24 protein-coding genes are annotated in these 24,160 nt (G+C 60.9%); 15 read left to right on the forward strand and 9 right to left on the reverse strand.

All coding sequences use genetic code 11. The features are described 5' to 3' along the window. Positions 1 to 2: 2 nt before the first annotated feature. From AB4Z53_RS20640 to AB4Z53_RS20655, 4 genes are all read left to right on the forward strand, one after another. Complete coding sequence (locus AB4Z53_RS20640; protein ID WP_441597515.1) at positions 3 to 1,007, forward strand: FAD-binding oxidoreductase; 1,005 nt, start codon at positions 3 to 5, stop codon at positions 1,005 to 1,007. Between the two features lie 29 nt (positions 1,008 to 1,036). After that, positions 1,037 to 1,987 (forward strand): LysR family transcriptional regulator, encoded by a 951-nt coding sequence (locus AB4Z53_RS20645; RefSeq protein ID WP_162768701.1) that lies wholly within the window; start codon positions 1,037 to 1,039, stop codon positions 1,985 to 1,987. Between the two features lie 229 nt (positions 1,988 to 2,216). Further along, positions 2,217 to 3,152 (forward strand): ABC transporter substrate-binding protein, encoded by a 936-nt coding sequence (locus AB4Z53_RS20650; protein WP_441597516.1) that lies wholly within the window; start codon positions 2,217 to 2,219, stop codon positions 3,150 to 3,152. Positions 3,153 to 3,329: 177 nt separating this feature from the next. Next, positions 3,330 to 3,530, forward strand: a complete 201-nt coding sequence (locus AB4Z53_RS20655; RefSeq protein ID WP_113537012.1) for a hypothetical protein — start codon at positions 3,330 to 3,332, stop codon at positions 3,528 to 3,530. A 154-nt stretch (positions 3,531 to 3,684) separates the two neighbouring features. Here AB4Z53_RS20655 and AB4Z53_RS20660 read toward each other — a convergent pair whose 3' ends face one another. Beyond that, positions 3,685 to 4,281, reverse strand: coding sequence for a HupE/UreJ family protein (locus AB4Z53_RS20660; protein WP_441597517.1), 597 nt, complete (start codon positions 4,279 to 4,281; stop codon positions 3,685 to 3,687). Positions 4,282 to 4,448: 167 nt separating this feature from the next. Here AB4Z53_RS20660 and AB4Z53_RS20665 point away from each other — a divergent pair, with 167 nt between their 5' ends. After that, the gene (locus tag AB4Z53_RS20665; protein ID WP_441597518.1) at positions 4,449 to 5,384 is read left to right on the forward strand and encodes a LysR family transcriptional regulator; all 936 of its coding nucleotides are present in this window, start codon (positions 4,449 to 4,451) and stop codon (positions 5,382 to 5,384) included. 24 nt (positions 5,385 to 5,408) lie between these two features. Here AB4Z53_RS20665 and AB4Z53_RS20670 read toward each other — a convergent pair whose 3' ends face one another. From AB4Z53_RS20670 to AB4Z53_RS20680, 3 genes are all read right to left on the reverse strand, one after another. Next, positions 5,409 to 6,269 carry an alpha/beta fold hydrolase gene (locus tag AB4Z53_RS20670; protein ID WP_441597519.1) on the reverse strand — a complete coding sequence of 287 codons (861 nt, stop codon included), beginning with the start codon at positions 6,267 to 6,269 and terminating at the stop codon, positions 5,409 to 5,411. A 114-nt stretch (positions 6,270 to 6,383) separates the two neighbouring features. Further along, a complete protein-coding gene (locus AB4Z53_RS20675) occupies positions 6,384 to 7,061 on the reverse strand; it encodes an RraA family protein (protein WP_441597520.1) in 678 nt (225 codons plus the stop codon). Between the two features lie 23 nt (positions 7,062 to 7,084). After that, positions 7,085 to 8,194: a zinc-dependent alcohol dehydrogenase gene (locus AB4Z53_RS20680; protein ID WP_441597521.1), complete on the reverse strand. Its 1,110-nt coding sequence runs from the start codon at positions 8,192 to 8,194 to the stop codon at positions 7,085 to 7,087. Positions 8,195 to 8,351: 157 nt separating this feature from the next. Here AB4Z53_RS20680 and AB4Z53_RS20685 point away from each other — a divergent pair, with 157 nt between their 5' ends. After that, positions 8,352 to 8,645, forward strand: coding sequence for a hypothetical protein (locus AB4Z53_RS20685; protein WP_113537017.1), 294 nt, complete (start codon positions 8,352 to 8,354; stop codon positions 8,643 to 8,645). Between the two features lie 23 nt (positions 8,646 to 8,668). On the opposite strand, the gene AB4Z53_RS20690 is transcribed toward AB4Z53_RS20685, so the two are convergent. The 4 genes from AB4Z53_RS20690 to AB4Z53_RS20705 form a co-directional block, all read right to left on the reverse strand. Further along, positions 8,669 to 9,712 (reverse strand): amidohydrolase family protein, encoded by a 1,044-nt coding sequence (locus tag AB4Z53_RS20690; protein WP_441597522.1) that lies wholly within the window; start codon positions 9,710 to 9,712, stop codon positions 8,669 to 8,671. Between the two features lie 44 nt (positions 9,713 to 9,756). Next, positions 9,757 to 10,623, reverse strand: a complete 867-nt coding sequence (locus AB4Z53_RS20695; protein ID WP_441597523.1) for a hypothetical protein — start codon at positions 10,621 to 10,623, stop codon at positions 9,757 to 9,759. Between the two features lie 156 nt (positions 10,624 to 10,779). Then, positions 10,780 to 11,319 (reverse strand): chromate transporter, encoded by a 540-nt coding sequence (locus AB4Z53_RS20700; RefSeq protein ID WP_113537019.1) that lies wholly within the window; start codon positions 11,317 to 11,319, stop codon positions 10,780 to 10,782. Then, positions 11,312 to 11,902 (reverse strand): chromate transporter, encoded by a 591-nt coding sequence (locus AB4Z53_RS20705; protein ID WP_441597524.1) that lies wholly within the window; start codon positions 11,900 to 11,902, stop codon positions 11,312 to 11,314. Before AB4Z53_RS20705 ends, AB4Z53_RS20700 begins: the two co-directional genes overlap by 8 nt. A gap of 561 nt (positions 11,903 to 12,463) precedes the next feature. Here AB4Z53_RS20705 and AB4Z53_RS20710 point away from each other — a divergent pair. The 8 genes from AB4Z53_RS20710 (at position 12,464) to AB4Z53_RS20745 (ending at position 21,554) form a co-directional block, all read left to right on the forward strand. Continuing rightward, on the forward strand, positions 12,464 to 13,975 hold the full coding sequence (locus tag AB4Z53_RS20710; RefSeq protein ID WP_441597525.1) for a tripartite tricarboxylate transporter permease: 1,512 nt from the start codon (positions 12,464 to 12,466) through the stop codon (positions 13,973 to 13,975). Next, positions 13,972 to 14,499 (forward strand): tripartite tricarboxylate transporter TctB family protein, encoded by a 528-nt coding sequence (locus AB4Z53_RS20715; RefSeq protein WP_291149471.1) that lies wholly within the window; start codon positions 13,972 to 13,974, stop codon positions 14,497 to 14,499. The genes AB4Z53_RS20710 and AB4Z53_RS20715 overlap by 4 nt, the downstream gene beginning before the upstream one ends. A gap of 158 nt (positions 14,500 to 14,657) precedes the next feature. Next, positions 14,658 to 15,662 carry a Bug family tripartite tricarboxylate transporter substrate binding protein gene (locus tag AB4Z53_RS20720; RefSeq protein WP_291149474.1) on the forward strand — a complete coding sequence of 335 codons (1,005 nt, stop codon included), beginning with the start codon at positions 14,658 to 14,660 and terminating at the stop codon, positions 15,660 to 15,662. Positions 15,663 to 15,702: 40 nt separating this feature from the next. Next, positions 15,703 to 16,707: a Bug family tripartite tricarboxylate transporter substrate binding protein gene (locus tag AB4Z53_RS20725; RefSeq protein ID WP_113537024.1), complete on the forward strand. Its 1,005-nt coding sequence runs from the start codon at positions 15,703 to 15,705 to the stop codon at positions 16,705 to 16,707. A 115-nt stretch (positions 16,708 to 16,822) separates the two neighbouring features. Further along, positions 16,823 to 17,677, forward strand: a complete 855-nt coding sequence (locus tag AB4Z53_RS20730) for an NAD(P)-dependent oxidoreductase (protein ID WP_441597526.1) — start codon at positions 16,823 to 16,825, stop codon at positions 17,675 to 17,677. 117 nt (positions 17,678 to 17,794) lie between these two features. Next, a complete protein-coding gene (locus tag AB4Z53_RS20735) occupies positions 17,795 to 19,018 on the forward strand; it encodes a hypothetical protein (RefSeq protein ID WP_441597527.1) in 1,224 nt (407 codons plus the stop codon). A gap of 39 nt (positions 19,019 to 19,057) precedes the next feature. Then, positions 19,058 to 20,563 carry an ethanolamine ammonia-lyase reactivating factor EutA gene (locus AB4Z53_RS20740; RefSeq protein ID WP_441597528.1) on the forward strand — a complete coding sequence of 502 codons (1,506 nt, stop codon included), beginning with the start codon at positions 19,058 to 19,060 and terminating at the stop codon, positions 20,561 to 20,563. 37 nt (positions 20,564 to 20,600) lie between these two features. Beyond that, positions 20,601 to 21,554, forward strand: a complete 954-nt coding sequence (locus AB4Z53_RS20745; protein ID WP_113537026.1) for a LysR family transcriptional regulator — start codon at positions 20,601 to 20,603, stop codon at positions 21,552 to 21,554. Between the two features lie 121 nt (positions 21,555 to 21,675). Here AB4Z53_RS20745 and AB4Z53_RS20750 read toward each other — a convergent pair whose 3' ends face one another. Next, a complete protein-coding gene (locus AB4Z53_RS20750; RefSeq protein WP_441597529.1) occupies positions 21,676 to 23,436 on the reverse strand; it encodes a hypothetical protein in 1,761 nt (586 codons plus the stop codon). A 161-nt stretch (positions 23,437 to 23,597) separates the two neighbouring features. On the opposite strand from AB4Z53_RS20750, the gene AB4Z53_RS20755 reads away from it, so the two are divergent. Further along, complete coding sequence (locus AB4Z53_RS20755) at positions 23,598 to 24,155, forward strand: phosphatase PAP2 family protein (RefSeq protein ID WP_441597530.1); 558 nt, start codon at positions 23,598 to 23,600, stop codon at positions 24,153 to 24,155. The last annotated feature ends 5 nt before the right edge of the window (positions 24,156 to 24,160 follow it).

Here is a 24,160-nt window from a genome sequence, read left to right on the forward strand (position 1 = left end):
CGATGCCGACGATTGCAGTCCGGGGAAGCGAGACAAAGTGGCAGTGCGCAGACGATGATACGATCATGCGATCGGCCCTCAGGGCCGGGCTGGGCTTTCCCTACGAATGCAACGTCGGTTCCTGCGGCAATTGCCGTTTCGACCTCCTGGAAGGCGACATCGTCGAGATGCGCGCCGACGCACCGGGGCTGAGCGAGCGTGATCGGGAACGGGGACGCCGGCTCGGCTGCCAGGCCCGTCCCCTGGGCGACTGCGTCGTCAAACTCAGGTTCATGCCGCAATATGCGAGCCATTTTCCGCCGGTTCGCCAGTCCGCCACACTTTCGGCCGTTCGCGATATCACCCACGATATCCGTGAATTCCGTTTCAAACTCGATCGGCCGGTTCATTTTCTGGCCGGCCAGTATGCTCTCCTCGAGCTTCCGGGTGTGCAGGGCAACCGGGCTTATTCCATGGCAAACATCGACAACGACGCCGGCGAATGGCATTTCCAGGTGAGGCGCGTGCCGAATGGCTTAGCGACAGCCAAGCTTTTTGACGCCCTTCAAATTGGCGAGCGGATTGGTGTCGACGGTCCCTACGGAATGGCCTATTTTCGCGAGGAGGCAGAGCGGGACATCATCTGTCTTGCCGGCGGGTCGGGTCTCTCGCCGATGATATCGGTCGCGCGTGCGGCAGCCGCTTCGCCGCGTTTTTCCGGACGCTCCATCGATTTCGTCTACGGCGGGCGTACCGCGCGCGACATCTGCGGCGAGGAGATGCTGTCGGAGCTGCCGCGTTTCGGTACCCACATCCGCTATCATCCGGTCGTGTCGAACGGCGACGATGGTGCCTGGCCCGGCCATCGCGGCTTTGTCCACGAAGTCGCAGAGCGGCTGTTTGGCGACAGGCTTCGCGATTGCGAGATCTATTTTGCCGGTCCCCCGTTGATGGGGCAGGCGATCCAGAAGATGCTGATTGACCTCGGCGTACCGTCGGCCCAGGTTCATTTTGATCAGTTCTACTGAGACGGCACAATCACATGCTGGGACATGCAATGAAGCTGCGCCAACTTGCCTATTTCGTGAAGGTCGTCGAAGTCGGGAACATCACGCGCGCGGCTGAACAACTGAACCTCGCGCAGACCGCACTCGGTATCCAGATCCGAAATCTGGAGGACAACCTGCAAATCCAGCTCCTCGATCGACATTCCCGCGGCGTGAGTGCGACGCCCGCCGGAATGCTGCTTTACGAGCGGGCAATCGAGATACTCCAGCGTATCGAGGAAACGCGGCGCGATCTGATTGCGCTTGGGGGCGAGAAGGTCCGTATCCGCTTCGGAGCGACGCCCAGCATCCTGAAGCTGATCGGCACCGAACTGCTTGTCGCCGCCAACGCACAGCTGCCCAATATCGCGCTTGAGGTGGTCGAAGAGCTGAGCTTCGTGCTGACGGATGCGTTGGAACGAGGCGAGCTCGACTATGTGCTTGCCTATGACATCGAAGACAATCCCGGCGTTCGCCGGGTCGCGTTGCTTGAAGAGGAGCTCCTTCATGTCGCCGCGCCAAGCGGCAAGGATGAGGAGGGCGATATCTCCTTCCGCCAGGCCGTCGCCGGTGACCTTGCCCTTGTCTCCAACCGGGACATCATCTGGAAGCGCGTGCAGGAAACGGCGTCAAGGCTCTCCGTCGACGTGAAGATCACCTATCAGGTGCAGTCCAACGAGGCGATCAAGGCTCTGGTGCTGCATGGGGTGGCGCAGAGCATCATGCCCTACGGGATTGTGGCCGAAGAGGTGAAGAAAGGCCTGATCACGGCCCGCCGCATCGCGCGGCCGGCCGTGAAGCGCACGCTTTTCCTTGCGCATCCGAGCCACCGTGGCTTTGCCGACGAGAGGCCGTTCCTCGCATTCATTGACCGTATGGTCGATCGGCTGACGGTGGAGGTTGGCCCCTATGCGCATACGATCGACAGGCTCTTGCCGGTCGAGCAAGCGGATTTCGTTTGAGCAAGCCTATAGGTTTTATCTTGGACATCCGCTTCCGTGCGTTCGATGATCGGCGCCATCGAAACGGGAGGACGGGAGAGGAAGCTGCGACGGACCGCTGGTAGTCCAACCCATGTGGGGGACTGCCGTCGGTTGGCAGCTCCGTCCTCGGGATGCCAGGGAGAAGATTCTGAGTTCGCTGCTACGTTTGTCGTTCGGTTGTTGGGATTACGACCGGATGCGCCCCCTCATGGACAAGACGATCGCTCCCGACGGTATAGATCTTGTCTTTTTGAACATGCCGGTCGAAGAGACCTTCTTCCGCATGCTGCGTCATCGGGAGTTCGACATCGCGGAGATGTCCCTATCGTCCTATGTGATGTCGTGTTTTTCAGAGCCGCGGCCATTCGTGGCCATTCCGGTGTTCCCGTCGCGCTTCTTCCGGCATTCCTCGATTTATGTGAATGCGAATGCCGGCATCGGTGAACCGCGGGATCTTATTGGAAAACGGGTCGGAACGCCGGAATACCAGATGACCGCGCCCGTATGGATCAGAGGCATCCTGTCGGACGAATATGGCGTCAAGGTCGACGACGTGACCTATTTCGCCGGTGGTGAGGAACAACCGAACCGACCGGAAAAGCTTCCGCTCGACCTGCCGGAGCACATCCGCTTGAAGCGGCTCGGGCCGGATCAGACTCTCTCGACGATGTTGAGGGATGGTGACATCGATGCGCTCTACACCGCGCGCAAGCCCTCTTCCTATGGCGGACCATCGGGGCAGGTGCGGCGTCTGTTCGAGAACTTCGTCGAGGTCGAGCGGGCCTACTTCCGCAAGACGAACATATTCCCGATCATGCATACGATCGTCATACGCCGCGAGCTCTATGAAGCCCATCGCTGGATCGCCCAATCGCTCTACAAGGCCTTTGGAGAAGCCCAGCGCCGTGTCTACCGCGACCTGCAGGAGACGGCAGCCCTGAAAGTCATGCTGCCCTGGCTCAGCGCCCATGTCGAGGAGGCGAGGCGGCTGATGGGGGACGACTACTGGAGCTATGGGTTCAAACAGAACCGGCAAACGCTCGACACCTTCCTTCGCTACTCCTACGAGCAGGGACTGTCGAAACGGCAGCTTTGCGCCGAAGATATCTTCGCGCTGGAAACCATGGAAAGCTTCGTCATCTGATGGCCGGCCTGGGCCGGCCACGATCGCCAGGATCGGTTTGAGAACAATATCTTGGCCTCGGCAATAATTGCCCTCGCCCTGCCATGCGGTAGCCGCATGGCAGGGCTGTGCGCGTTGCTCTTTTCTTTGTTGCGCTGCAGCATTATATGCTCTGCATATACAACGGAGAGACGAGAGATGACGACGATGGTCGCGCGCTACGCAAACACGAACTGGGTCAGCAGCATGTTTGGTGGTTTCAAGAATGGCATGAGCCTGTTCAACGCTGCGCAGGAATGCGCTGCTGCCACGCGCGAACGTCGCACTCCTTCCGCCAGCGCACTTCACACGCTCGGGATCGACGAGGCGGCATTCCGTCGGGCCGTCAAGCGCGCCTGATTGAAGTCTCTAACGTGATCCTTCCGCCATCCTGCTGCGGAAGAAGCGTGAACAGACAAACAAAAAAGCCGCCTCAACCGAGGCGGCTTTTTTGGTGCTAGCGGCGAAGCTTGGCTTGCAACACGACGCGCCCTGCGGGGCGATCAAGATGCGATCAGATGTATCCCGCCAGAAGGCCGACGCCCGCCAGTGCCATGGCGCCGCCGCCGAAGCGCATGGCGGTTGTCGCGCGGCCGCTCAAGCGGGTGATGATGCTGCCAATGCCGATGCCGGCGATATGCAGGAGGGCCGTCGCCGCCATGAAGCCGATCGCGTATTGCTTGCCGGAAGCATCAAGCGGCATTTCGGCGCCATGTGCGTAGCCGTGGAAAATTGCGAAGAGGCCGACAATGCCCATTGCCGCGACAGTGGGTGCGTTCCACCGCAAGGCAACGACAAGCCCGAGCACGACGACGGATGCAGCGATGCCGGTTTCGACAAAGGGAACGGCGACGCCTTCCATGCCAAGATCGCCACCGACCGCCATCATCGCGACGAAGCTTGCAGGCACCAGCCAGAGTGCGCGCCCGCCAAGGATGGCGGCAAACATGCCGACGGCGACCATTGCGAGAACGTGATCAAGGCCGCCGACCGGGTGCATGAAGCCATGGCCAAGCCCRCCTGCCGGGCCAACCCCCGTGTGAGCATAGGCGACGGCTGGAAGAGATGCGGTGGCCAAGACCAGCAGACCGCTCCTGATTGCTGCTTTCATTTCTCGATTCCCTTGATGTTTCGAATGATTCTGCAGATCCCAGGCGCTCGCCAGCGGCGCAGTTTGTCGTAAGGGGTTACTCTGCTGACATTGAAAATCGGCCATCTCCAAGGGAAAGTAAATTTTAATCTCTTTACCTCCGCATTAAGTTTTTCTATTGTCCGACTATGAAAAACATCACTTTTCGCCAGCTGAAGTCTGTGCGTGCGATCGAGAGGCACGGTAAGATCGTCGGCGCTGCGAAAGTGCTTGGTCTGACGGCGCCTGCCGTGACGCTGCAGCTCAAGCAGATCGAGGCCGAAGCTGGAATTCCTCTGTTCGATCGGATGGCGCACGGCATGTTTCCGACCGAGGCGGGCCACGCTGTTCTTTCCGCTGCGCGCGACATTGAGGAGCGGCTTGCCCAACTCGGTGAAGAACTCGACGCTTTCAAGGGAGTAAAGCGCGGCCACATCACCGTCGGTGCCGTCTCGACGGTCAAGTACTTTGCCGAGCCGATGATCAGCGCCTTTGCGGCCGCCTATCCGAACGTCAGCCTTGAACTGTTCATCGAGCGGCGGGCCGAAACGGTCGAGCGTCTTCGCAACCGTACGATCGATGTCGCGCTGCTCGGCCGGCCGCCCAGGGAGTTTTCGGTTCGTGCGGCGATCTTCGGCGAGCATTCTCTCGTCGCCGTGAGCGCGCGCCACCATCCGCTGGTCGGAAAGCATGCAATCTCAAAAGCGGAAATTGCGCGAGAGCATTTCTATCTTCGCAGTCCCGATTCCGGGACACGCATCTTCTTCGACCGTTTCATGAGCGAAATCCCCGGGCGTGCGGATGGCCCGAACACCGAGATGGAGTCGATCGAAGACATCAAGCGGGCGATACTTTCCGACAATGGCGTGGCCTTTCTCGCCGCCCATAGTGTGGCGGCGGAGGTTCAGGCCGGAAAGCTTGCGATCCTCGATGTAATCGGCCTGCCCATTCGGCGGCAATGGTTTGCCGTCACCCGGACGGACCGAGCAATGACGCCGCTGATTGCCGCCTTCGAAAAGTTCCTCTCAAGCGAGGGGGAAAAGTTCCTGCCGGATTTCTTCGGGTTGGAAGACGCATCCGCCTGACGGGGATGCGTCCCCGGGGGACGATCAGGCGGAGCCGGCGACCTTACGCAGGAACTCGATCACCCGTGCGTTCGTGGCTGTCGAGGTTTGGCCCGAAACCGGGACATCCCAATATTCGGAGCCGGGAATGCACTCCTGGAAGTAGCGAGCGGCGGACGTGGCATGGGAAGCGTCCGCGCCGGGGATGATGAGCGTGGGTATGTCGAGCCGCAACAGATCTTCCGGCTCGGCGCCGGGAGCGGTGTCGCGGTCGAGCAGCGTGCGCACCATACCTGCGACGAGCACCTTGTAGTGATCGACGTTCTGGCGGACATAGCGAGCGGCGAAATCCTTGTCGTGCCGCAGGACCGAGACCCACGGCCCGCTACGCGGGTCCGCGCCGAAGGGCTTGTTGCTTTCGCCGGCGAGCGTCACGACGGCCTCAAGTCCGTTTTGGTGAACGAAGGCCAGGTGCTCGGCAAAGCGCTGGTGGCCTGCCATGCGGTAACGTGCGCCGCCCACCGGCCAGAACAGCACGTTGCCGAGAACCGTTTCCGGATGCTCGACGGCAAAGGCGGCGGCGACACTGCAGCCCATGCAGCCCCCCATCAGGAAGGCCTTGTCGAAGCCCAGATGTTGCAGCAGCCCCTTGCCCTGCCGCACGTAATCCGACCATGTCACCCGCTCCACGCGTCCTCCGGATTGCCCGGTCTCGCGCCGGTCGAAGGTGATGCAGGTAAAATGGTTCGGCAGTTGTTCCAGAAACTGGATCTCGGCATAGATGCCCTGCGTCCGCCATTTCTCCAGCGTCGCGTCAAATCCACCCGGCGAATACATCAACAGCGGCGGTCCCGAACCGAGCACCTCGTAGCGAGTTGCAATTCCATCGATCGTCGTCGTTGCCATGATCAAACCTCACATTCGTTATGCACGGCGTCATCGTCCAGCCGCGCGCATCCCTGGCCGGCGGATGCCGCGCCAGGATTCCTGTTCGAAACGGACCTGCAGGCCGGCTCGATGCTAAACGCCTTCGCAACCGAGCTTGCGCAGGCAGTCGTCGACCCAAAGCTTCGGGTCGAGTTTGCCAGCGAGCGTGTTGGCGAGCGTCTTTGCCTCTGCTTCGTTCTTGGACTTCGCAAGGGCATGAATCCGGCCGGTGTCATCGTAGGGAACGCAGACCAGGCCATCCTCGTCGCCGAGGATCAGATCGCCGGGTTCGATGATCATCCCTCCGAGCGAGATCGGTACGTTGATCTCTCCGGGGCCGTCCTTGTAGGGACCGCGATGCGTGATGCCGGCGGCAAAGACCGGGAAGCTGTTGGTCCTGATCCAGCCGTAGTCCCTGACAGCGCCGTTGATGACCACACCGTGGGTGCCAATGGCGCGCGCGTGGGAGAGCATCAGCTCGCCCACAAGCGCGTTGGTGAGGTCTCCGCCGGCATCGACGACGATCACGTCACCGGGACCAGCCATCAGCAGGGCCTTGTGGATCATCAGATTGTCACCCGGCCTTGTCTTGACCGTGAAGGCGGCACCCGCAAGCACGCCGCCGGCGTGGAACGGGCGAAGATCCGGTCCCGCTGCAGACATGCGAGACATGACGTCGCTGACATTTGCGACGGGGACATCGCGAAACAACTCGATCGTTTCGGCGCTCACGCGCCGGCGACGTTCGACAATTCGGAAACCAAGCGTCATTTCCATTCCTCCCGCAGGCCCGGTCACATCCACGGCATCAACGATGCGTGGATGACGTCGGGCACGCCGTGGCCGCCGACGGAGCGGATGGCGAGGTCTGCATCCTTGAGCCCGAAGGTATGGGTGGTGATCCTTTCCAGAGGGAACCGGTTGGAGGCAATCTGCTCAAGAGCAAGCTCACAGGCGAGGTAGCTGTGGCCGCGGGCGCTCTTGATGGTGATCGCCTTGGTGGTCACCTTTTCAAGGGGGAAGTTCGGGAACTCCTTCATCTCGCCCTGGACGAGGATAGTGCCGGCCTTCCGCTTCAATGCCTCCACGCCGAGGAGGATCGGGATCGTGCCGGCGCCGGCCGTGCAGTCGAGGGAGATATCGACACCCTTTCCGCCGGTGATCTCCATGATACGGGCGAGAGGGTCTTCCTGCTGAACGTCGATGACATAATCGGCTCCAAGCGCCTTGGCGACCTCCAGCCGGGCGGCGTCCTTCGTCGTTCCCGTCACGATGATGAGCGAGGCGCCTGCCTGCTTGCAGACCACGGTCTGCGACAGGCCCTGCTGGCCCGGCCCCTGGATGAGCACGGTGGAATTATAGCCGACGCCCGCGTCGAAGAGCGACCATTCGACGCCGTTGGCCATTGGAGTGACAAGACCGGCGAGTTCGGGCGTCACGCCCTTGGGTACGCGGTGAACCACTGCGTTCCACGGCAGATAGACATATTGGGCGAAACCGCCCCACAGGTGCGGCGCGCGTTCGGCCGAGGTATAGCCGTAGCGAATGCCTTCGGGATTGTTGCGCCAGTCGGTGTTTTCGCAATGGCGATACTGACCCTGGTGGCACCATTGGCACTTGCCGCACATGACGTAGTGCTCGACGAAGACGAGGTCGCCTTCCTTGAAGCCCTTGCGGCGGGTGAATTCACGGCCAGCCTTGGCGATGTACCCGATGTTCTCGTGACCCATGATGGTGGGCGCATTGTTCGGCGGGCTTTTGAACAGCTTGACGTCGGTGCCGCAAATGCCGGCGACTTCCATCTTCAGAAGGGCGGCGTCTTCCGGGATGTCGGGCATGGGGAATTCGCGCATTTCCATCTTCCCCGGGCCGGTGCGGACCGCTGCGAGTACCTGTTGCGTCATCTCTTCATCCTTTCGAGTGCTGTCCGACGGCGGGCATGCCTGGCATGCCGTTTTCGCCCGGTTGGTTTTTCCGAATTGGTTTTTGACAGGCCGGATGCCGGCCCTCTAAGTATTGGGATGCCATCCGCCGCGATGTCGGCAGGCTAGGATCGAAACCATGCTCAAATCGTCTGCAGCCCGTTCTGAAGCGCTCGCTGCCACCCGCCGGGTGAAGGCCTGGACGCGTGAACGCTTTTCGCTGGACGAGGACGTCGTGGTCGTGGTGTCCGAGGTTGCGTGTGGCCTGCCCGGATGCCCGCCACTGGAGACCATCGTCGCCTTCTGGACCGCGCCCGACCGACGCCATCAGTTCAAGGCTTTCAAACGTGTTGCAGACGTCACCGAAGACGACCTGCCGCCTTACTGGATGAAGGATGCGATCCTGTCTGACGGCGACATGTCCTGCTGCTGACGAAAACGACGCGGCGACCATGACTAACGTCCGGCCCGGCCTGGGCGCCCGCGTTTGGTGAGCTGCGCATCGAGGCGCGGATAGACGCGCCGCGCGTTGCCTTCAAAGACCTTGTAGCGGCTTTCTTCGTCGAGCGTCGTCAGCTGGTCGATGTAGCGCTTGGTGTCGTCGTAGTGGTGGCCCGTCTCCGGATCGATGCCCTTGACCGCGCCGAGCATTTCGGACGCGAACAGAATGTTGTCGATCGGGATGACCTTGGCCATCAGCTCGATGCCCGGATAGTGGTAGACGCATGTGTCGAAGAAGACGTTGTTGAGCAGGTGGTCCGTAAGGAGCGGCTTCTTCATTTCCTGCGCCAGACCGCGATAGCGCCCCCAATGGAACGGTACCGCCCCGCCGCCATGCGGGATCACGAACCGCAGCGTCGGGAAATCCTTGAACAGGTCACCCTGTATCAACTGCATGAAGGCCGTCGTGTCGCCGTTGATGTAATGCGCCCCCGTGTGGTGGAAACAAGGATTGCAGGACGACGTCACATGGATCATGGCGGGAGCGTCGAGCTCGCAGAGCTTTTCGTAGAGCGGGTACCATTGGCGGTCGGTGAGCGGTGGGTCGGTCCAATAGCCACCGGATGGATCGGGGTTGAGGTTGACGCCGACGAACCCGAGTTCGGTGACGATACGCTCGAGTTCAGGGATACAGTTCTTCGGCGGCGCGCCGGGATGCTGTGGCAACTGTCCGACCGCTGCAAAGTTGTCCGGCAGGAGTTTGCAGATGCGGTGGATCAGGTCATTCGACATTTGCGACCACTGCATGCTGACGGCTTCCGTGCCGACATGATGGGCCATGCCGGCGGCGCGGGGTGAGAAAATCGTCAGGTCGCTGCCGCGTTCCCTCTGAAACGCCAATTGCGGCTCAACGGACTTCAGAAGCATCTCGTCGGTGATGCCGAGATCGGTGGTGAGCGGACGGCGCATCGGATCAGCGAGGCCGGCGAGCTGCCGGTCGCGGAACAGGTGCAGAGCCTGTGGCTCGGTCGTGTAGTGTCCGTGAATGTCGATGATCATGGCGATATCCTTGAATGCCATTTCTTGGGGCGCGGAGCCGAACTTCAGATCGCGGGGTAGAGCTCGCCGGCGTCATAGGTGCGCGGCGTGATGCCCTGCTCGGCGGAATAGGCAAAGGCGAGCTGCAGCGAATCCCTGTTTGCCTCAAGCCCGTAGGCCGGCGGCGGTGCCGCGCCATCGGCGACGGCCAGGTGGCGTGCCTCCTCGAACATTTCCATCAGCTCGCCGGCGAGCCAAGGATATTCCTTGAGGAGCGCCGTCTTGACGGTAACAGTGTGATTGATGGGCACGATACCGGTGCGAGCAATCCAGGCTTCAGCGGTGGCCTCCGCGTCCGGGATCACGGTGCGAATGCCTGCGGGATCGACGTCGCGCTCACCCATGATGGCTGCGAGCGCGCCCGAGAGCATCAAGGGACGAAGCGCCATTTCGCTGCGGTTGCGTTCGGTGTTCGCAGGATCCTGGTACTCGCCGAGATGGGCGTCTTCCATGGTGACCCAGGTGATGCCGTCGAGATCGACGCCATACTCATGCTGGAGGAAGCCGCGCACCCAAACGCCGGAGGTCTGAGCATAGGCCCGTACGCCGACCCGGGTTCCCGCCAGATCCCGCGGACCTTCAATAGGCGATGTGGCGGGACAGACGAGATTGGTGTGGGGCAGACGGCTCCAGAGCGGGATCGCGAGGCCCGTGATCGGTTTTCCATAGTGATGCGCCAGCAGGTGCGTGACGATCGCCATTTCCGAAACGTCGAGGTCACCACCGCGAACCATCGTACGGAAAGCCTTGGGCAAGGGCTCGAAGTCTTCGAACACCAACTCCACTCGGTTCGAGCGAACGCGTCCGTCCTTCAGTGGCTTGACGTGATCGTGCTTTCCAAGCGCCGTTTTCAGCACCAGGGGGTGCGTCATCTTCCTTTCCTCCCGAAATAGAAGAGTGTTCCTTTATATGGAACAGCGTTCTTGTTTAAGTATCATACTGTGAATCGGAGTGCGGTCAATCGCGCCGCGCCAAAATTATCCGTTGCAGGAAGCGCTGAGGGTTGCTCAGCGAACGATGCGTGCGCCTCAGACCTGTCCGGCGAGGCTCAAGATGAAGTAGAGGGCACCGGCTGCTGCCAGCAGCGGGTAGGGGCCGAGCTTTGTCCGCAGGAGGACGATGCCGGCCGCAAGAGTGGTTGCCAATTCGACCGCCGAGAACTGTGCGGAGCGGCCTACGGCGAAGACACCCGCAAAGATCAATCCGACCGCCACCGGAGCCAGACCTTTTTCCGCCGCGATTGCCCAGGGACGGCCTCGGTGTCGCTGCCAGTAGCTTCCGACGGCGCAAATGAGGATCGATGACGGCAGAAAGATCGCAAGTGTCGCGAACACCGCGCCCAGAATGCCGCTCACTTCCCAGCCTATGAGCGAGACGATCATCGTCCCCGGTCCGGGTGCCGCTCGCGATATTGCGTAAAGATCGGTGAAGCGGGCAGCGCTCAGCATGTGCTGTGCGTCGACGGTCTGATGCTGGAGGCTCGCGATGATGGTTTGGCCGCCGCCAAAGGAAACGAGGGACAGCGGGATGCACATCATGATGAGATTGAGGAGCTTGCCGTCATCCATGATGCGACCTCCGCCGTTCAAGCCAGAAAGTGGCGGCGACACTGATGGGGATAGCGCCTGTGACGACCAGGACGAGAGGCCAGCGCAAGACGCCGACTGTCAGGAACACCGCAATCGCGATGCCGATCGGCAAAACGTGGGGCTTCAGCCGGCGCGCCGTCTTTATGCCCATGGTCAGGCTCGAGGCGATGCCGACGCAGGCAAGCCCGCGCAGAACTGCCTGTGCCTCCGGATAGCTGCGCAGCTGTTGATAGGTAAAGCTTAAGGCCAGGATCGCGAGGAAGGCGGGCATGATCATGCCGCACAGCGCCGCGGCCGCTCCCCGCAACCCGGAAAGCTTCAAGCCGATGTAGACGGCGAGGTTGACCGGATTGGCGCCTGGCATGATCTGCGCGATCGTCAGTGTCTGCAGGAACTCCTGGTCCGTCAGCCAGCGCCGGCGCTCGACGATTTCACGATGTGTCCAGCCCGTCATTCCGCCGCCAAACGACGAAGCGCCGAGCCGGAGGAAGGACGAGAGCAGGTCTAGAACCGGGACAGGTTGAACCGCGACTGGCGCGCATTCTCCTACGGGCTTGTCCATCTCTCCTCCGGGGACGATGCGGGTCGGCCTGATACCTGATGACGGGCGTGATCACGGCCTGGGAAAGCGCGGGCAAACTGCTGTCGGCGCTGGAGCTGATGCTAAGAGGCGAGCCGCCGCGAAGTCCACGCCATTTCGGCTTAGCCTCGAAGTAAGAAAAACTTAGCGCGGCGCGCCGGCTTGCCGGGGTTGCGGTCGATAAGAAAACGAGCCTGGGTTGGAAACGCAGCTCCAACCATGCGCGGCTTGCCGACGTATCCGCCGCAAACCAACCAATAAGTTCATGAAATACCTAGAAAAAATGGGAGAAATCGTGACGCTGACCGATTGCCGTCTCAAGGGTTGCCAAACGCTGCCCGCGCAAAAACTGCTGGACTAAGCATAATTTTTTGCTTTGGACAAAGATTGGGCCGGTGGCACTAATTGACAAAAGCGAACGGCAAGCAGCCGACGCAAAATGACGGCAATCACCCAGCTTGCGGGAGGAGATCGCAAGCGATTGCCCGACGGGACTCATCGCCTTGGCGATGTCATCCCGTCCTACGGGAGGTGGAACCAGAAATGATCGAGACTATGTTCGGGGCGCTCTACAATCTTGTGAGCACGCCCCACATCATGGGTCTCATGCTGATTGCGGTCGTCTTCGGCCTGCTCGTCGGCGTGACGCCCGGCATCGGTGGGAAGCTTTCCATCGCCATGGCTATTCCATTCGTCTATGGCATGGACATGGTGGCCGGTGCGGTTTTCCTCTTGACGATGCATGCCGTCAACGGAACCAGCGGCCAGATCTCCAGTATCATGTTCGGCATTCCGGGCGACGGCGACGACGCTGCGACGACGCTCGACGGGTATCCGCTTGCCAAGCAAGGGCAAGCGGCGCGGGCGCTCGGCGCCAGTATCACCGCGTCCGGCGTTGGCGGCATCATCGGTGCGGTTGTCTTCGCCGTGATGATCCCGGTGCTCGAACCGGTCATCTTGATGTTCAGCCCCGCGGAATTCTTCCTGATCGCCCTGCTCGGTATCAGCTTCATCGCCTTCCTGGCCAGTGGCAGCAAGATCGTGAAGGGCCTGATTGTCGGGTTCTACGGTCTGATGCTGTCGACCGTCGGCATGGATCCGATCACCGGCACCGCTCGTTACGCCGGTGACATGCTGTTCCTCTGGGACGGTGTCAGCCTGGTTACCGCCGTTCTCGCCATGTTTGCCGTGCCGGAAATGCTGGCGCTCGCCACCAAGGGCGGTGCGATCTCGGCAGTGCCGATGGACAAGGCGTTCTCATACCGTCAGCTGTTTTCGGGCGTCATGGAAGTGCCCCGCCATTGGTGGCTCGTCATCCGCACGTCGATCATCGGCGCGATTATCGGCATGATCCCGGGGCTTGGCGGCTCGACCGCGGCCTGGCTTTGCTACGGTCACGCCGTCCAAAGCTCGAAAACGCCGGAGCGGTTCGGCAAGGGCGCGATCGAAGGCGTTATCGCCCCTGAAACCGCCAGCAATGGCAAGGAAGGCGGCTCGCTTCTTCCCACCCTCTTCTTCGGCATTCCGGGAAGTTCCGGCATGGCGGTTCTGCTCGGCGCCTTCCTTATTCTCGGCATCCAGCCGGGCGCAATGATGGTCACCAAGCACCTCGACCTGGTTTGGACGCTGATCTGGGCGCTGGTGGTCGGCAACCTGATCGCCGTCGGCATCCTGCTGTTCGCCTGCCGCTGGATTGCCGTGCTGACCTTCGTGAACGGCCGCATGCTCGCTCCGTTCATCCTGATCTTCGTCACGATCGGCTGTTTCGTCAGCGACGTGCAGTGGCAGAACCTGGTGCTCCTCGTTCTCTTCAGCGCGGTCGGCTACGGCTTCCAGCGTGCCGGCTGGCCACGTTCACCCTTCGTGATCGGTCTGGTTCTCGGCGGACAGGCGGAGGCCTCGCTCCATCAGGCTCTGCAGTTGTGGGGATACTCCTTCTTCCTGCGCCCGATGTCGCTCGTATTGATCAGCATGATCGTCGCCCTGATGGCCTACGCCTTCTATCGCAACTTCCGGCCAAGCAGCTCGCATCCGGGCGTGGAGGTCAACACATGAGACGCTTTACATTCAGCACCTGGCTCACCGTCGGCATGCTCGCCTTCTTCTGCGTAATGGTGGGACTGTCGATGGAGTTCCCGGCAAAGGCCCGCTTCATGCCGCTGATCGTGGGCATCCCGGCAATTGGGCTCTGTCTCATCCAGCTGGCGATCGACCTTTTCCATTCGCCGAAGAGTGCCTTCCACGGTGCCCCGCGCGCAGGTGTTGCCCATGTCCCGGGCCCCGAGCCGGAGCTACCCGAGTTCGGTCCGCACACCGTGCGGCAGGAACTCACCATGTTGACCTACTTCGTAACCTTCGTGGTGGGCATCGTGGTCCTCGGCTTCTATGTGAGCGTGCCGATCCTTCTGCTGACGTTCCTGCGATTGCAGGCCGAGGCGTCGTGGAAGATGACCATCTCACTTGCTGTCGGCGCGACGGCCTTTCTCTACCTGATGTTCGGCGCGCTGCTGCACATCCAGCTGTTCAGCGGCTTCTTCACGCCCTGGCTCCTGAGGTCGATCGGTATCGGCATGGCCTGAATGCCGCAGCGAAAAGGGCGCCCGCTGGGCGGGCGCCCGGAAAGGCAAAAACGGGAATTGTGGACGGCACAGGTTGGTTCGGCCAACGGTGAAAGGCGCCGCCTGCGCGGCAAGCCTGCTACTGGTTTGGCGAACGGCTGTGAATTCGGGAGGACGAAATGCACATCAATCGACGGGTTTCGGCAGTGGCCATTTCCACGGGGTTTCTCGTTGCGGGGATGAACGTGGCTGGCGCGGAGGACGGTGCCGGTTTCTTCGACGGCAAGACGATCACCTATATCGTCGCGACATCGCCCGGCGGCGTCTACGACACCAATGGCAGGCTGGTTGCCCAGTACATGCAGAAGCATTTGCCGGGCTCGACCTTCGTCGTTCAGAACATGCCGGGCGCCGGGCATCTGATCGGCACCAACTACATCTACGCATCAGAACCAGACGGCCTGACGTTCGGTACCTTCAATACCGGCCTGATCTACGGCCAGCTCAGCGGTGATCCGAACATCAAGTTCGATCTGACGAAAATGTCCTGGATCGGCAAGGTTGCCTCCGATCCTCGGGTGATCATCGTCACGAAGGAGTCCGGCATCGAAAGCTTCGAGCAGCTTCGTTCACTCGATCAGCCGATCAAGTTTGCCACCGCGGGCAAGGGCAGTGCCTCGATGATCGAGGCTACATTGTTCGTGAAGGCGCTGAAGCTGCCGATCCAGGTCGTGTCGGGTTACAATGGCAACGAAGACCAGCTCGCAATGATGCGCGGTGAAGTCCAGGGCGTGATCGGCTCTCGCTCGGAGTTCCAGCAATTCGTGGACGAAGGAAAGGGTCGCTTCGTCGCGCAGATTGGAGGCAGCGATACGGATGTTCCGCAGCTGTCGTCGATGATTGACGGTGACACGGCGCGGCAGGTCGTGGCCCTGATTGAATCGCAAAGCGGGATTTCGCGGCTGACGGCGGGCCCGGCGGACATGCCGGACGATCGTCTGAAGGCGCTGCGAGATGCTTATGTCGCCGCCACGTCTGACCCGGAATTCATCGAAAAGGCGCGCACGCTGGGCCTGCCCGTCGATCCGCTTGTCGGAAACGATGTCGGCGCTCTGGTCGAAAAGGCACTCGATCAGAAACCCGATGTCATCGAGGCACTGAAGGAAGCTTTGAGCGAGGGTTGAGGCTCGCTCTTAAACATAACTACAACAAGGAGGGAACCCAATGAATATGAACCGCATCCATAAGGCCGTCGTCGCTGTTGCGACCATGGCCGCCGTCATGGCAACTCCGGCACTGGCGCAGGAGGGCGCCGAGTTTTTCAACGGCAAGACGGTGAACTATATCGTCGCCACGGCTCCGGGTGGTGGCTACGACACCAACGCGCGCCTGGTCGCCCAGTTCATGCAGAAGAACCTGCCGGGCTCGACCTTCGTGGTTCAGAACATGCCCGGCGCCGGCCATCTGATCGGCACCAACTACGTCTATGCCTCCGAAGCGGACGGCCTCACCTTCGGCACGTTCAATACAGGCCTCATCTATGGCCAGCTGGCGGGCGATCCGGGCATCAAGTTCGACCTCGGCAAGATGTCCTGGATCGGCAAGGTCGCTTCGGATCCGCGTGTCATCGTCGTCACCAAGGCTTCGGGCATTGAAAGCTACGAGCAGCTCAAGAACAGCAAGGAGCCGGTAAAGTTCGCGTCTGCCGGTGTCGGAAGCGCTTCGACGGTCGAAACGACCATGCTCGTCAAGGCGCTTGGTCTGCCGGTCGAGATCATCTCGGGCTACAACGGCAGCGACGACCAGCTCGCCATGCGCCGAGGCGAAGTACAGGGCATTATCGCCTCGCGTTCGTCCTTCCAGCAGTTCGTCGATGAAGGCAATGCGAAGATCATCGCCCAGATCGGCGGATCGGAAACGGACGTGCCGCAACTGTCCTCTCTGGTCGACAACGCCGATGCGCAGAAGGTGATCGCGCTTGTGGCATCGCAGAGCAACATCTCGCGTCTGACGGCCGGCCCGGCCGGCATTCCTGAGGACCGCCTGAAGGCCCTGCGTGACGCCTATGCCAAGGCGGTCGCCGATCCGGAGTTCCTCGAAAAGGCCAAGCAACTGGGCCTGCCGATCGACCCGAAGGTCGGTGACGACGTCGCAAACGTGGTCAAGGCTGCCCTCGACCAGTCTCCGGAGATCGTCAGCATTCTCCAGGATACGCTGAAGAAGGACTGATCCTGACCAAAAAGAGCGGGCAGCCTCTTGGTTGCCCGCTTTTCGGCCTGTTGGAGGCCACGTCGGCCGCAGGGAGGATTGCGTCCAGGCGGGCCATGACGTTTTCGAGGTGGAAATGAGAGTAGCAGTCATCGGGTCGGGCGAAATGGGGCTTGCCATGGGCGGCCACATGCTCCGAAAGGGCTTTGACGTTTCGGCCTTCGACGTCGACGCGGAGCGGCTGCGGCAGGCCGGCGAACTGGGACTTCAGCCGAAGGAAAGCCTGGCCGACGCGGCCCGATCCGCGGAGATGTTCCTGCTTGTCGTTGCCAACGATCAGCAAGTGATAGACGTCTGCGATGGGCTTTCGGAGGCGGTCGGCGCGACCATCGTCGTTGCGGCGACCATCAGTCCGGAGACCATGCTTGGTCTGAAACCGCGTATCGAGGAGCGCGGGCAGCGTCTCGTCGATGCGCCCGTGGTCTACGGTGCCTCCGGCGCACGCGACGGAACGCTGTTGTCGCTATGCGGCGGCGACCCGTCAGATGTGGAGAGCGTACGCCCCGTGCTGTCCAGTTACAGTCGGGACGTGGTGCATGTCGGTCCGCTCGGTGCCGGGCAAGTCGCCAAGTCCTGCAACAATTTGCTGCACTGGATTCATTGCGTGGCGAACTTCGAAGCTCTTTTGATTGCCAAACGTTACGGGATCGATGCGCAACGCATGCGCGAAATCCTGCTGGCCTGTCCCGGCACCAACGGGACGCTTGCCCGGTGGGATACGACCCGCTTCACCTGGCAGGAGAAGGACATGGACGTGACCATGGATCTTGCGCAAAAAGCCGGGCTGATGCTCCCGCTTTCGGCGCAGGTCGATCAGCTGGTCAAGACGTTGAAGGCATCTGACGTAAAGGCTCTGCTCTATGGACCGGAGGCGACCTATCTTGGCCGCACCGTGCGTCCGCTTTCCGCCGGCGAGGGTGGCCTGGGCTAGCGCCGGGGCTTGTCCTCCCGGGAAAATGCCTTTTCCGAAAACACGCTACCGTCCCGGAATTCCAGACACCATAGTCCGGCTACACGCCGAGTTTGAAGATCAACGAAAGACGATGAGATGAATAGCCAGAGCAAATCCCCGTTCAACGGCGAGCCAGCGGTGACACCCGACCCGGGCAACCGGAAGTTCCTCGTCGACCCATACAAGGACTGGTCTCGAGGCGAAGGCATCCCGATCCATCTCGACCTCGGCCACGATCTGCTTGCTCTCGAAACCGGCGAATGGGACCGTTACGAGGCGCGTGGGTGTTTTGCCCATACGCATGGGATGGGCGACTTCATGGCCAATTATGTCATCGAAGTCATGCCGGGCAAGAAGACCCGCCCGGTGAAGCACCTTTACGAAGCGTTCTTCTATGTACTGTCGGGTTACGGCTCGACGACTGTGTGGCTGCCGGATGGGCAGAAGCGCACTTTCGAGTGGGGGCCGAAGGCGCTCTTTGCGATCCCGCTCAACTGCAAATACCAGTTCCACAACGGTTCCGGTCAGGAGACGGTCAGGCTCTCCTGCACCAACGATGCACCGCTGACGATCAACCTCTATCACAACCTCGACTTCGTCTTCGCCAACGACTTCGTCTTCGAAGATCGCCTTGGCGGTGAAAAACACTTCGAAGGCGATGGTTCGCTCTATTCCTACGGTCTGGACTCTGCGCGCAAGGTTCAGAACATCTGGGAAACGAACTTCGTCCACGATCTGACAAGCTTCAAGCTCTATGAGTTCGAGGGCCGCGGCAAGGGATCGCTCAACGTCAACTTCGTGCTCGCGGACGGCACCATGCATTCGCACGTCTCGCAGATGCCTGTGGGCCGTTACAAGAAGGCTCATCGACACGCCGCCGGCACCCACGTTCACGCCGTCGATGGCGAAGGCTATTCGCTGATGTGGTACGAGGGCGATTCCGAATTCAAGGAAATCCCCTGGCGACATGGCTTCATGTACACCCCGCCATTCTGGATGTATCACCAGCATTTCAATACCTGCGATCAGCCGGCGCGCTACGTCGCCTGCAGCCTCGGCAGCCGGCGGTATCCTTTCATCTCGCTGCGCCGCAAGAGCGCCGAAGGCGGTGGTGCCACGTCGGTGAAAGACGGCGGACGCCAGATCGAGTACGAGGATCAGGATCCGCGCGTTCACCGCAAATTCCTGGAGGAATTGCGGAAGACGGGCGTGCCCTCCGCCATGGGCGATCTGTTCGATGAAGAGGCAGTTATGGCCCTCCCGGAGGAAAGCTTGACTGGGGTTATCCAGACGCCGATCCTTGCCGGGCCTGCGAGCTGAGCGGCCACACGCACGGGGATAAACGGAGGCCAAGGATCATTGCACGACCTCGATTTCGAACATGAACACGAAGATATCTCGGAAACCGAGCGCCAGGAGATCGCCGATTGGCTCTGGAAGCAGGAAACCGTCGAACTCCTGACGGTCGGCATCGATATCGGCAGTTCGACCTCGCACCTGCTGTTTGCGCGGGTCGTCCTGCGGCGTGACACGGAAGGGCTCTCCAGCAGCTTTACGGTTATCGATCGGAAGGTAGTCTGGCGTTCGCCGATCCTGCTGACACCATTCTTGCCGGATGGCACGATCGATGCGCGTGAGTTGCGCCACTTCTTCCTGCATTGCTACGAGGACGCCGGCTATCGCCGCAGTCATATCGACACGGGCGCGGTTATTCTGACCGGCGAGGCAATCAAGAAGAAGAACGCACGCGCGATCGATGAAATCTTCGCAAGTGAATCCGGACGATTTGTGTGCGCAACGGCCGGCCACAAGCTCGAATCAATGCTGGCGGCACATGGTTCAGGCGCCACCACCTTATCGAAGAAACGAGGAGCTTGCGGCCTTCATGTCGATATAGGCGGCGGCACGACGAAGCTCGCGCTGATCGACGACGGCGAGATCATCAGCGTCGCGGCCTTTGCAGTCGGCGGCCGGCTCCTGGCGCACGACAAGGATGGGATCTGGTCGCGGATCGACGATTCCGCACGCGCGGTTGCCGAGGAACTGGGGCTCAGTGCGGACCCCGACACCATGGCGGACCCCGGCAACCGCGCAGCGATCGCTCGCCGCCTGGCAGCGCTGGTGGTGGATGAAGTACTGGGCACGCCACTTGACGATATGGGGAGGAGGTTCCTTCTCACGGAGCCGCTCGAACGGCGTGTCGAGCCGACCTACATTACTTTTTCTGGCGGCGTGTCGGAGTATATCTTCGGCTACGAAGACAAAGATCACGGCGACATAGCACGTTTGCTCGCTGGCGAGATCATCGCTCAGTTGACGCCGCGCATCGATATTCCGATTGTCGATGCGGGCCAGCGCATCCGCGCAACCGTCATTGKCGCTTCGCAATTCACCGTGCAGGTGAGCGGAAAGACGCTCTACATGAACGGTGCGGACGTCCTCCCACGCCACAATATTCCGGTGGTTCACCTTGGGCGGGAGCTTCCCGAAGTCATAGACGCGGACGAGATCGCCGCGGCTTTCCGTCAGAGTGCCGATCGACAGGACCGTGACACCAGGGCGACCGTGGCCCTGGCCTTTTCCTGGACGGGATCGCCGGACTATTCGCGGCTCCTGGCTATGGCTAAGGCAATCAAGGCCGTCGCGGCTCCCGACGGAAAACGCGGAGAGCCTCTCGTCTTGATGATCGACGGTGATGTCGGGCAGACGATCGGTCGAATTCTTGATCGCGAACTCGGTATCCACACGCACCTGATTTCTGTCGATGGCGTTCGGCTGAAAGACCTCGATTTTGTCGATCTGGGTGAGTTCATGACCCCGCCAGGCGTAATTCCCGTTGTCATCAAATCACTCCTTTTCTCCTGAGTTGCCGGAAGGGCCGGCATGTGCCAATAGCTTGGCAATGGCCAGTTCTCCCGATGCAACCCGATCGAGCTTCGACGGACTTGATCTGAACGATATCGTCGTTTTCGCGCGCGTGGTGCAGCATGGCAGTTTCACCACGGCGGCCAAGCTGTTTGGCAAGTCGCCGTCCTATATGAGCAAACACGTCACGCAGCTCGAAAATGCCTTGAAACTGACGTTGCTCAATCGATCGACGCACAACGTCTTCCTGACGGACGCGGGCAGCGTATTCTTCGATCACTGCGTTCGCATCCTGTCGGAGATCGAGGCAGCGAAGGCCGATGCGAGCGGTCTTGGTAGCGAGCTGATCGGCACGTTGCGCGTCCATTCGACACCAGGCGTCGGTCAGGCTCTGGTTGCGCCGGCCATCATCGACTTCAATGCGCTTTATCCGACCGTGAAGGTCGAGCTCACGGTTTCCGCAAGTTCGGTCAACCTGATGGAGCGCGGTGTCGACGTCGTGATCGGGAGCCGGGATTTCGACGACGACGATTCGTTTCACACGGGCCTGTTTGAACGAAAGCTTGGGCCGGCTCCCTATGTCATCTGTGCTGCCCCTTCCTACCTGGAAAAGCATCCGCGCCCCGTAAAACCTGACGACCTTCGCCATCACAACTGCCTGATTCACACGACCCAGAAGCCCAATCCCAGGCATTGGAGTGCGCGCGTGGACGTGGAAGAAGTGGTGGTTGAAGTGGACGGAGCGTTTCACTCCAATTTCGAAAGCGCGATCGTGCTTGCGGCCGTGCAGGGGGCGGGTATTGCGCGCCTGCCGTTCTACAGCGTCGCCAGGGAAATCCGCACCGGCGAACTCGTGTCGATATTCGACGGCGAGATAGTATCCCGTCGCGTCATCAAGGCTTTCTATCCGAAGAGCCGGTTCGTGCCGAAAAAGTTGCGGGCGTTCCTTGCCATGCTGGAAGCGAGATTGAAGGAAACCGTATCCACCTGATCGCGCGGGACGCACCGGCATGAAAGCGGTGTGGACAGCCTACTCACACGCGTTTTATGCCGTTGATGCCTCTAGAAGCTCCGGATTTGCAGCCCTTTCCGATGGCAAGAATTGGCGCTTCTCAATCCGCATTGCCGACCATGAGAACCTGCATGACCGCGGACATTGCGGGGTCCTTACCTGTGGCATAGTCGGCGAAGGTCGCTGATCTCAACATGGCTGGTTGCAGGGAGCCTGCCGGTACGTCGTAGAAGTAATTTAGCAGGAAACAGGTCCTGAGTTGCGACAGGCTGCAGCCGTGCTCCCAATCATGATAGGCCGTGGTATAGCGGATGGTGATCCGTGAATTCGGCAGAACCGCGCGGCCGCCTTCGCCCCAAAACTGCAGCCGGTCGCCCATCGGCTCGCCGAGCAGAATGGTTTGCGTTCCACCGAAATACTTCAGTCGCGCCGCAGTGCTGATCGCGGCGGAGAAGGTGTTTGCGCTGGTCAGTACGAAGAGCCGCCCTTCCGGCGGAAGGATTTCCGGAAGCCTCCGAGAGAATTCAGCCGTCAATTCGTAATTGCCGCCGCTGTTGAACCGCAGGTCGACAACGGCGTTGCGTATGGGCTTTTGCTCGGCTTCATCGAGTATCTTGGCGAGCGATCCGGACAATCCCTCCGGTGTGTCGTCCCTGATGCGATTGATCTGGACATAGAGAAGGTCGGGCAAGGGATACTCGTGCCAGGAATTGGCGTCGAGCTGCTTGAGATAGGGCGGGAGCGTGACGCCATCGAGCATGTGTCGCCATCCGGCGCCCCGGTCGGCTTGCGAGAGCGGGCTCAAATCGCGCCGCGGCCAAAGATTGCCGGTCAATGGTTCTTGCGCGCCAGGGTTCGCGACAAGTGCGACATCTTCCACACGCCCATCCAGGAGGCCAACACGGTAGGTACTACCTTCTGCGCTATCTGCGAGATCGGCGGCAAGAAGAAGCTCGGGCGAAATCGCGAAGTTGGGCACAAATTCCCGGGCGAGATTGGCGGGGCCACCAACATGCGGGCGCAGCGCCTCCACCAGGGCGTCCGTCGTTCTTCCGTTCACCGCAAGGATCTTTCCACCGAGAAGGCGCGATTGATCGCTCGCCGCCGCGATCACAAACAGGCCGTCGGCGAACCAGCCAAGACGAATGGGAACGGCACTAAAACCGTAGCCGCCGACGAGCCCGACGACGTTGGTATGACCATTGTCGGCGAGCGCGACCGCCTTCGCGGCGGCCATCGCCAGACCGGGCCGATCGAGATCGCCGGCCCGCTGCTCCAACGAATCGAGGGCATGCGTAAATGCTGCCTTGGACGCGGGTGTGAAGCTTCGATCGACCTCAATCAGACGCCGCAGATGCGCGATATCCTGTCTGTTTTGTTCAAGTTGCGAGGTGGCAGCTGGAAGCTCGGTCTCCGGATAAGCCTTCAGCGTCGGATAGAGAACGACCGCAAACGGCAGCACCACAACAATGAGCAGGGCCGTCAAAGCGATTGCAACGAACCGAACCCCTCGACGACGCCACAGCCCCTTGCCCTTCGCTGCCGGACTGTCTTTGCCGATTGGTGCCATGTTCCCCATCCTTTTGTCGTCCGACTGTCGTTCGTGCTCGCCAGCAAAGTGCCCGCTGCGGATCGTTCGAGTTTTGGAGAGTGCCCCCAGGAGCCAATGTGGGGAGGCTTCAAGAGTATTGCAATTCCTGCGTGCGCGACCCGGGTGCTTGCCGACAGGTGGTCTGGCGACCGAAACGGTGCGCGGTCGCTGGTGCTGTCGGCCAGGCGAGAGCCTGAACGGGTGCCTCGAAATCGGAAGCTTGCTATTGCGCGGTTTCGACGACGAAATTGTAACCCGCCGCGCCGTCAAGGTTTGCTACCCAATGAGGTGGTTCGCGCCGAAGACGCTGCGGCGTTCCTTGCCATCTTGGAAACATGATTGGAGGAAACCGTGTCGACTTGAGCTTGCACCGGCGACAGCCACTTGCTGTATCAAGGGTCCCGAGCGCGGACTAGGAATGAGGGGCGTTGATGCAGTTGTATGGAATTGACGCTGCGGCGACCCGCGCGATCAACGATCTGGCCGGAACTGCCGCGGCCGCGGATTTCCTGTGCATCTGGATATCTGCCATCGGCATACCGTTGCTTGTAGTCGCCGTTGCCGCGCAATGGTGGTACGGATCCGCCAGGAAGCATAACAGGCACGTGCTCGTCGCAGCGGGTCTCTCCTTCCTTCTTGGCCTTGCCATCAATCAGATCATTCTGGTGTTCGTTCACCGCATCCGGCCGTATGACGCCGGTATCACCCGGCTGCTGATCGAACGCAGCGCCGACCCGTCGTTCCCTTCTGATCATGCGACAGCGGCCTTCGCGATCGCAGCCACCTTCCTGCTCTGCGGCATGCGCACGCGGGGCTTATGGTTCCTTGGCGCAGCAGTACTGATTGCCTTCTCCAGGGTCTATCTGGGTATTCATTATGTAGGTGACATTCTCGGCGGCGTGCTCACGGGGGGCCTTGCTGCCATGTTGGTCCGCACGTTCTACCGGGAGGGAACGCGCGTCGACCGGGTCATCACGGGGATCTTTTAGGTCGA

This window comes from Ensifer sp. 2TAB8 (genome assembly GCF_052115125.1).
In the GTDB taxonomy this organism is placed as follows: Bacteria; Pseudomonadota; Alphaproteobacteria; order Rhizobiales; family Rhizobiaceae; genus Ensifer.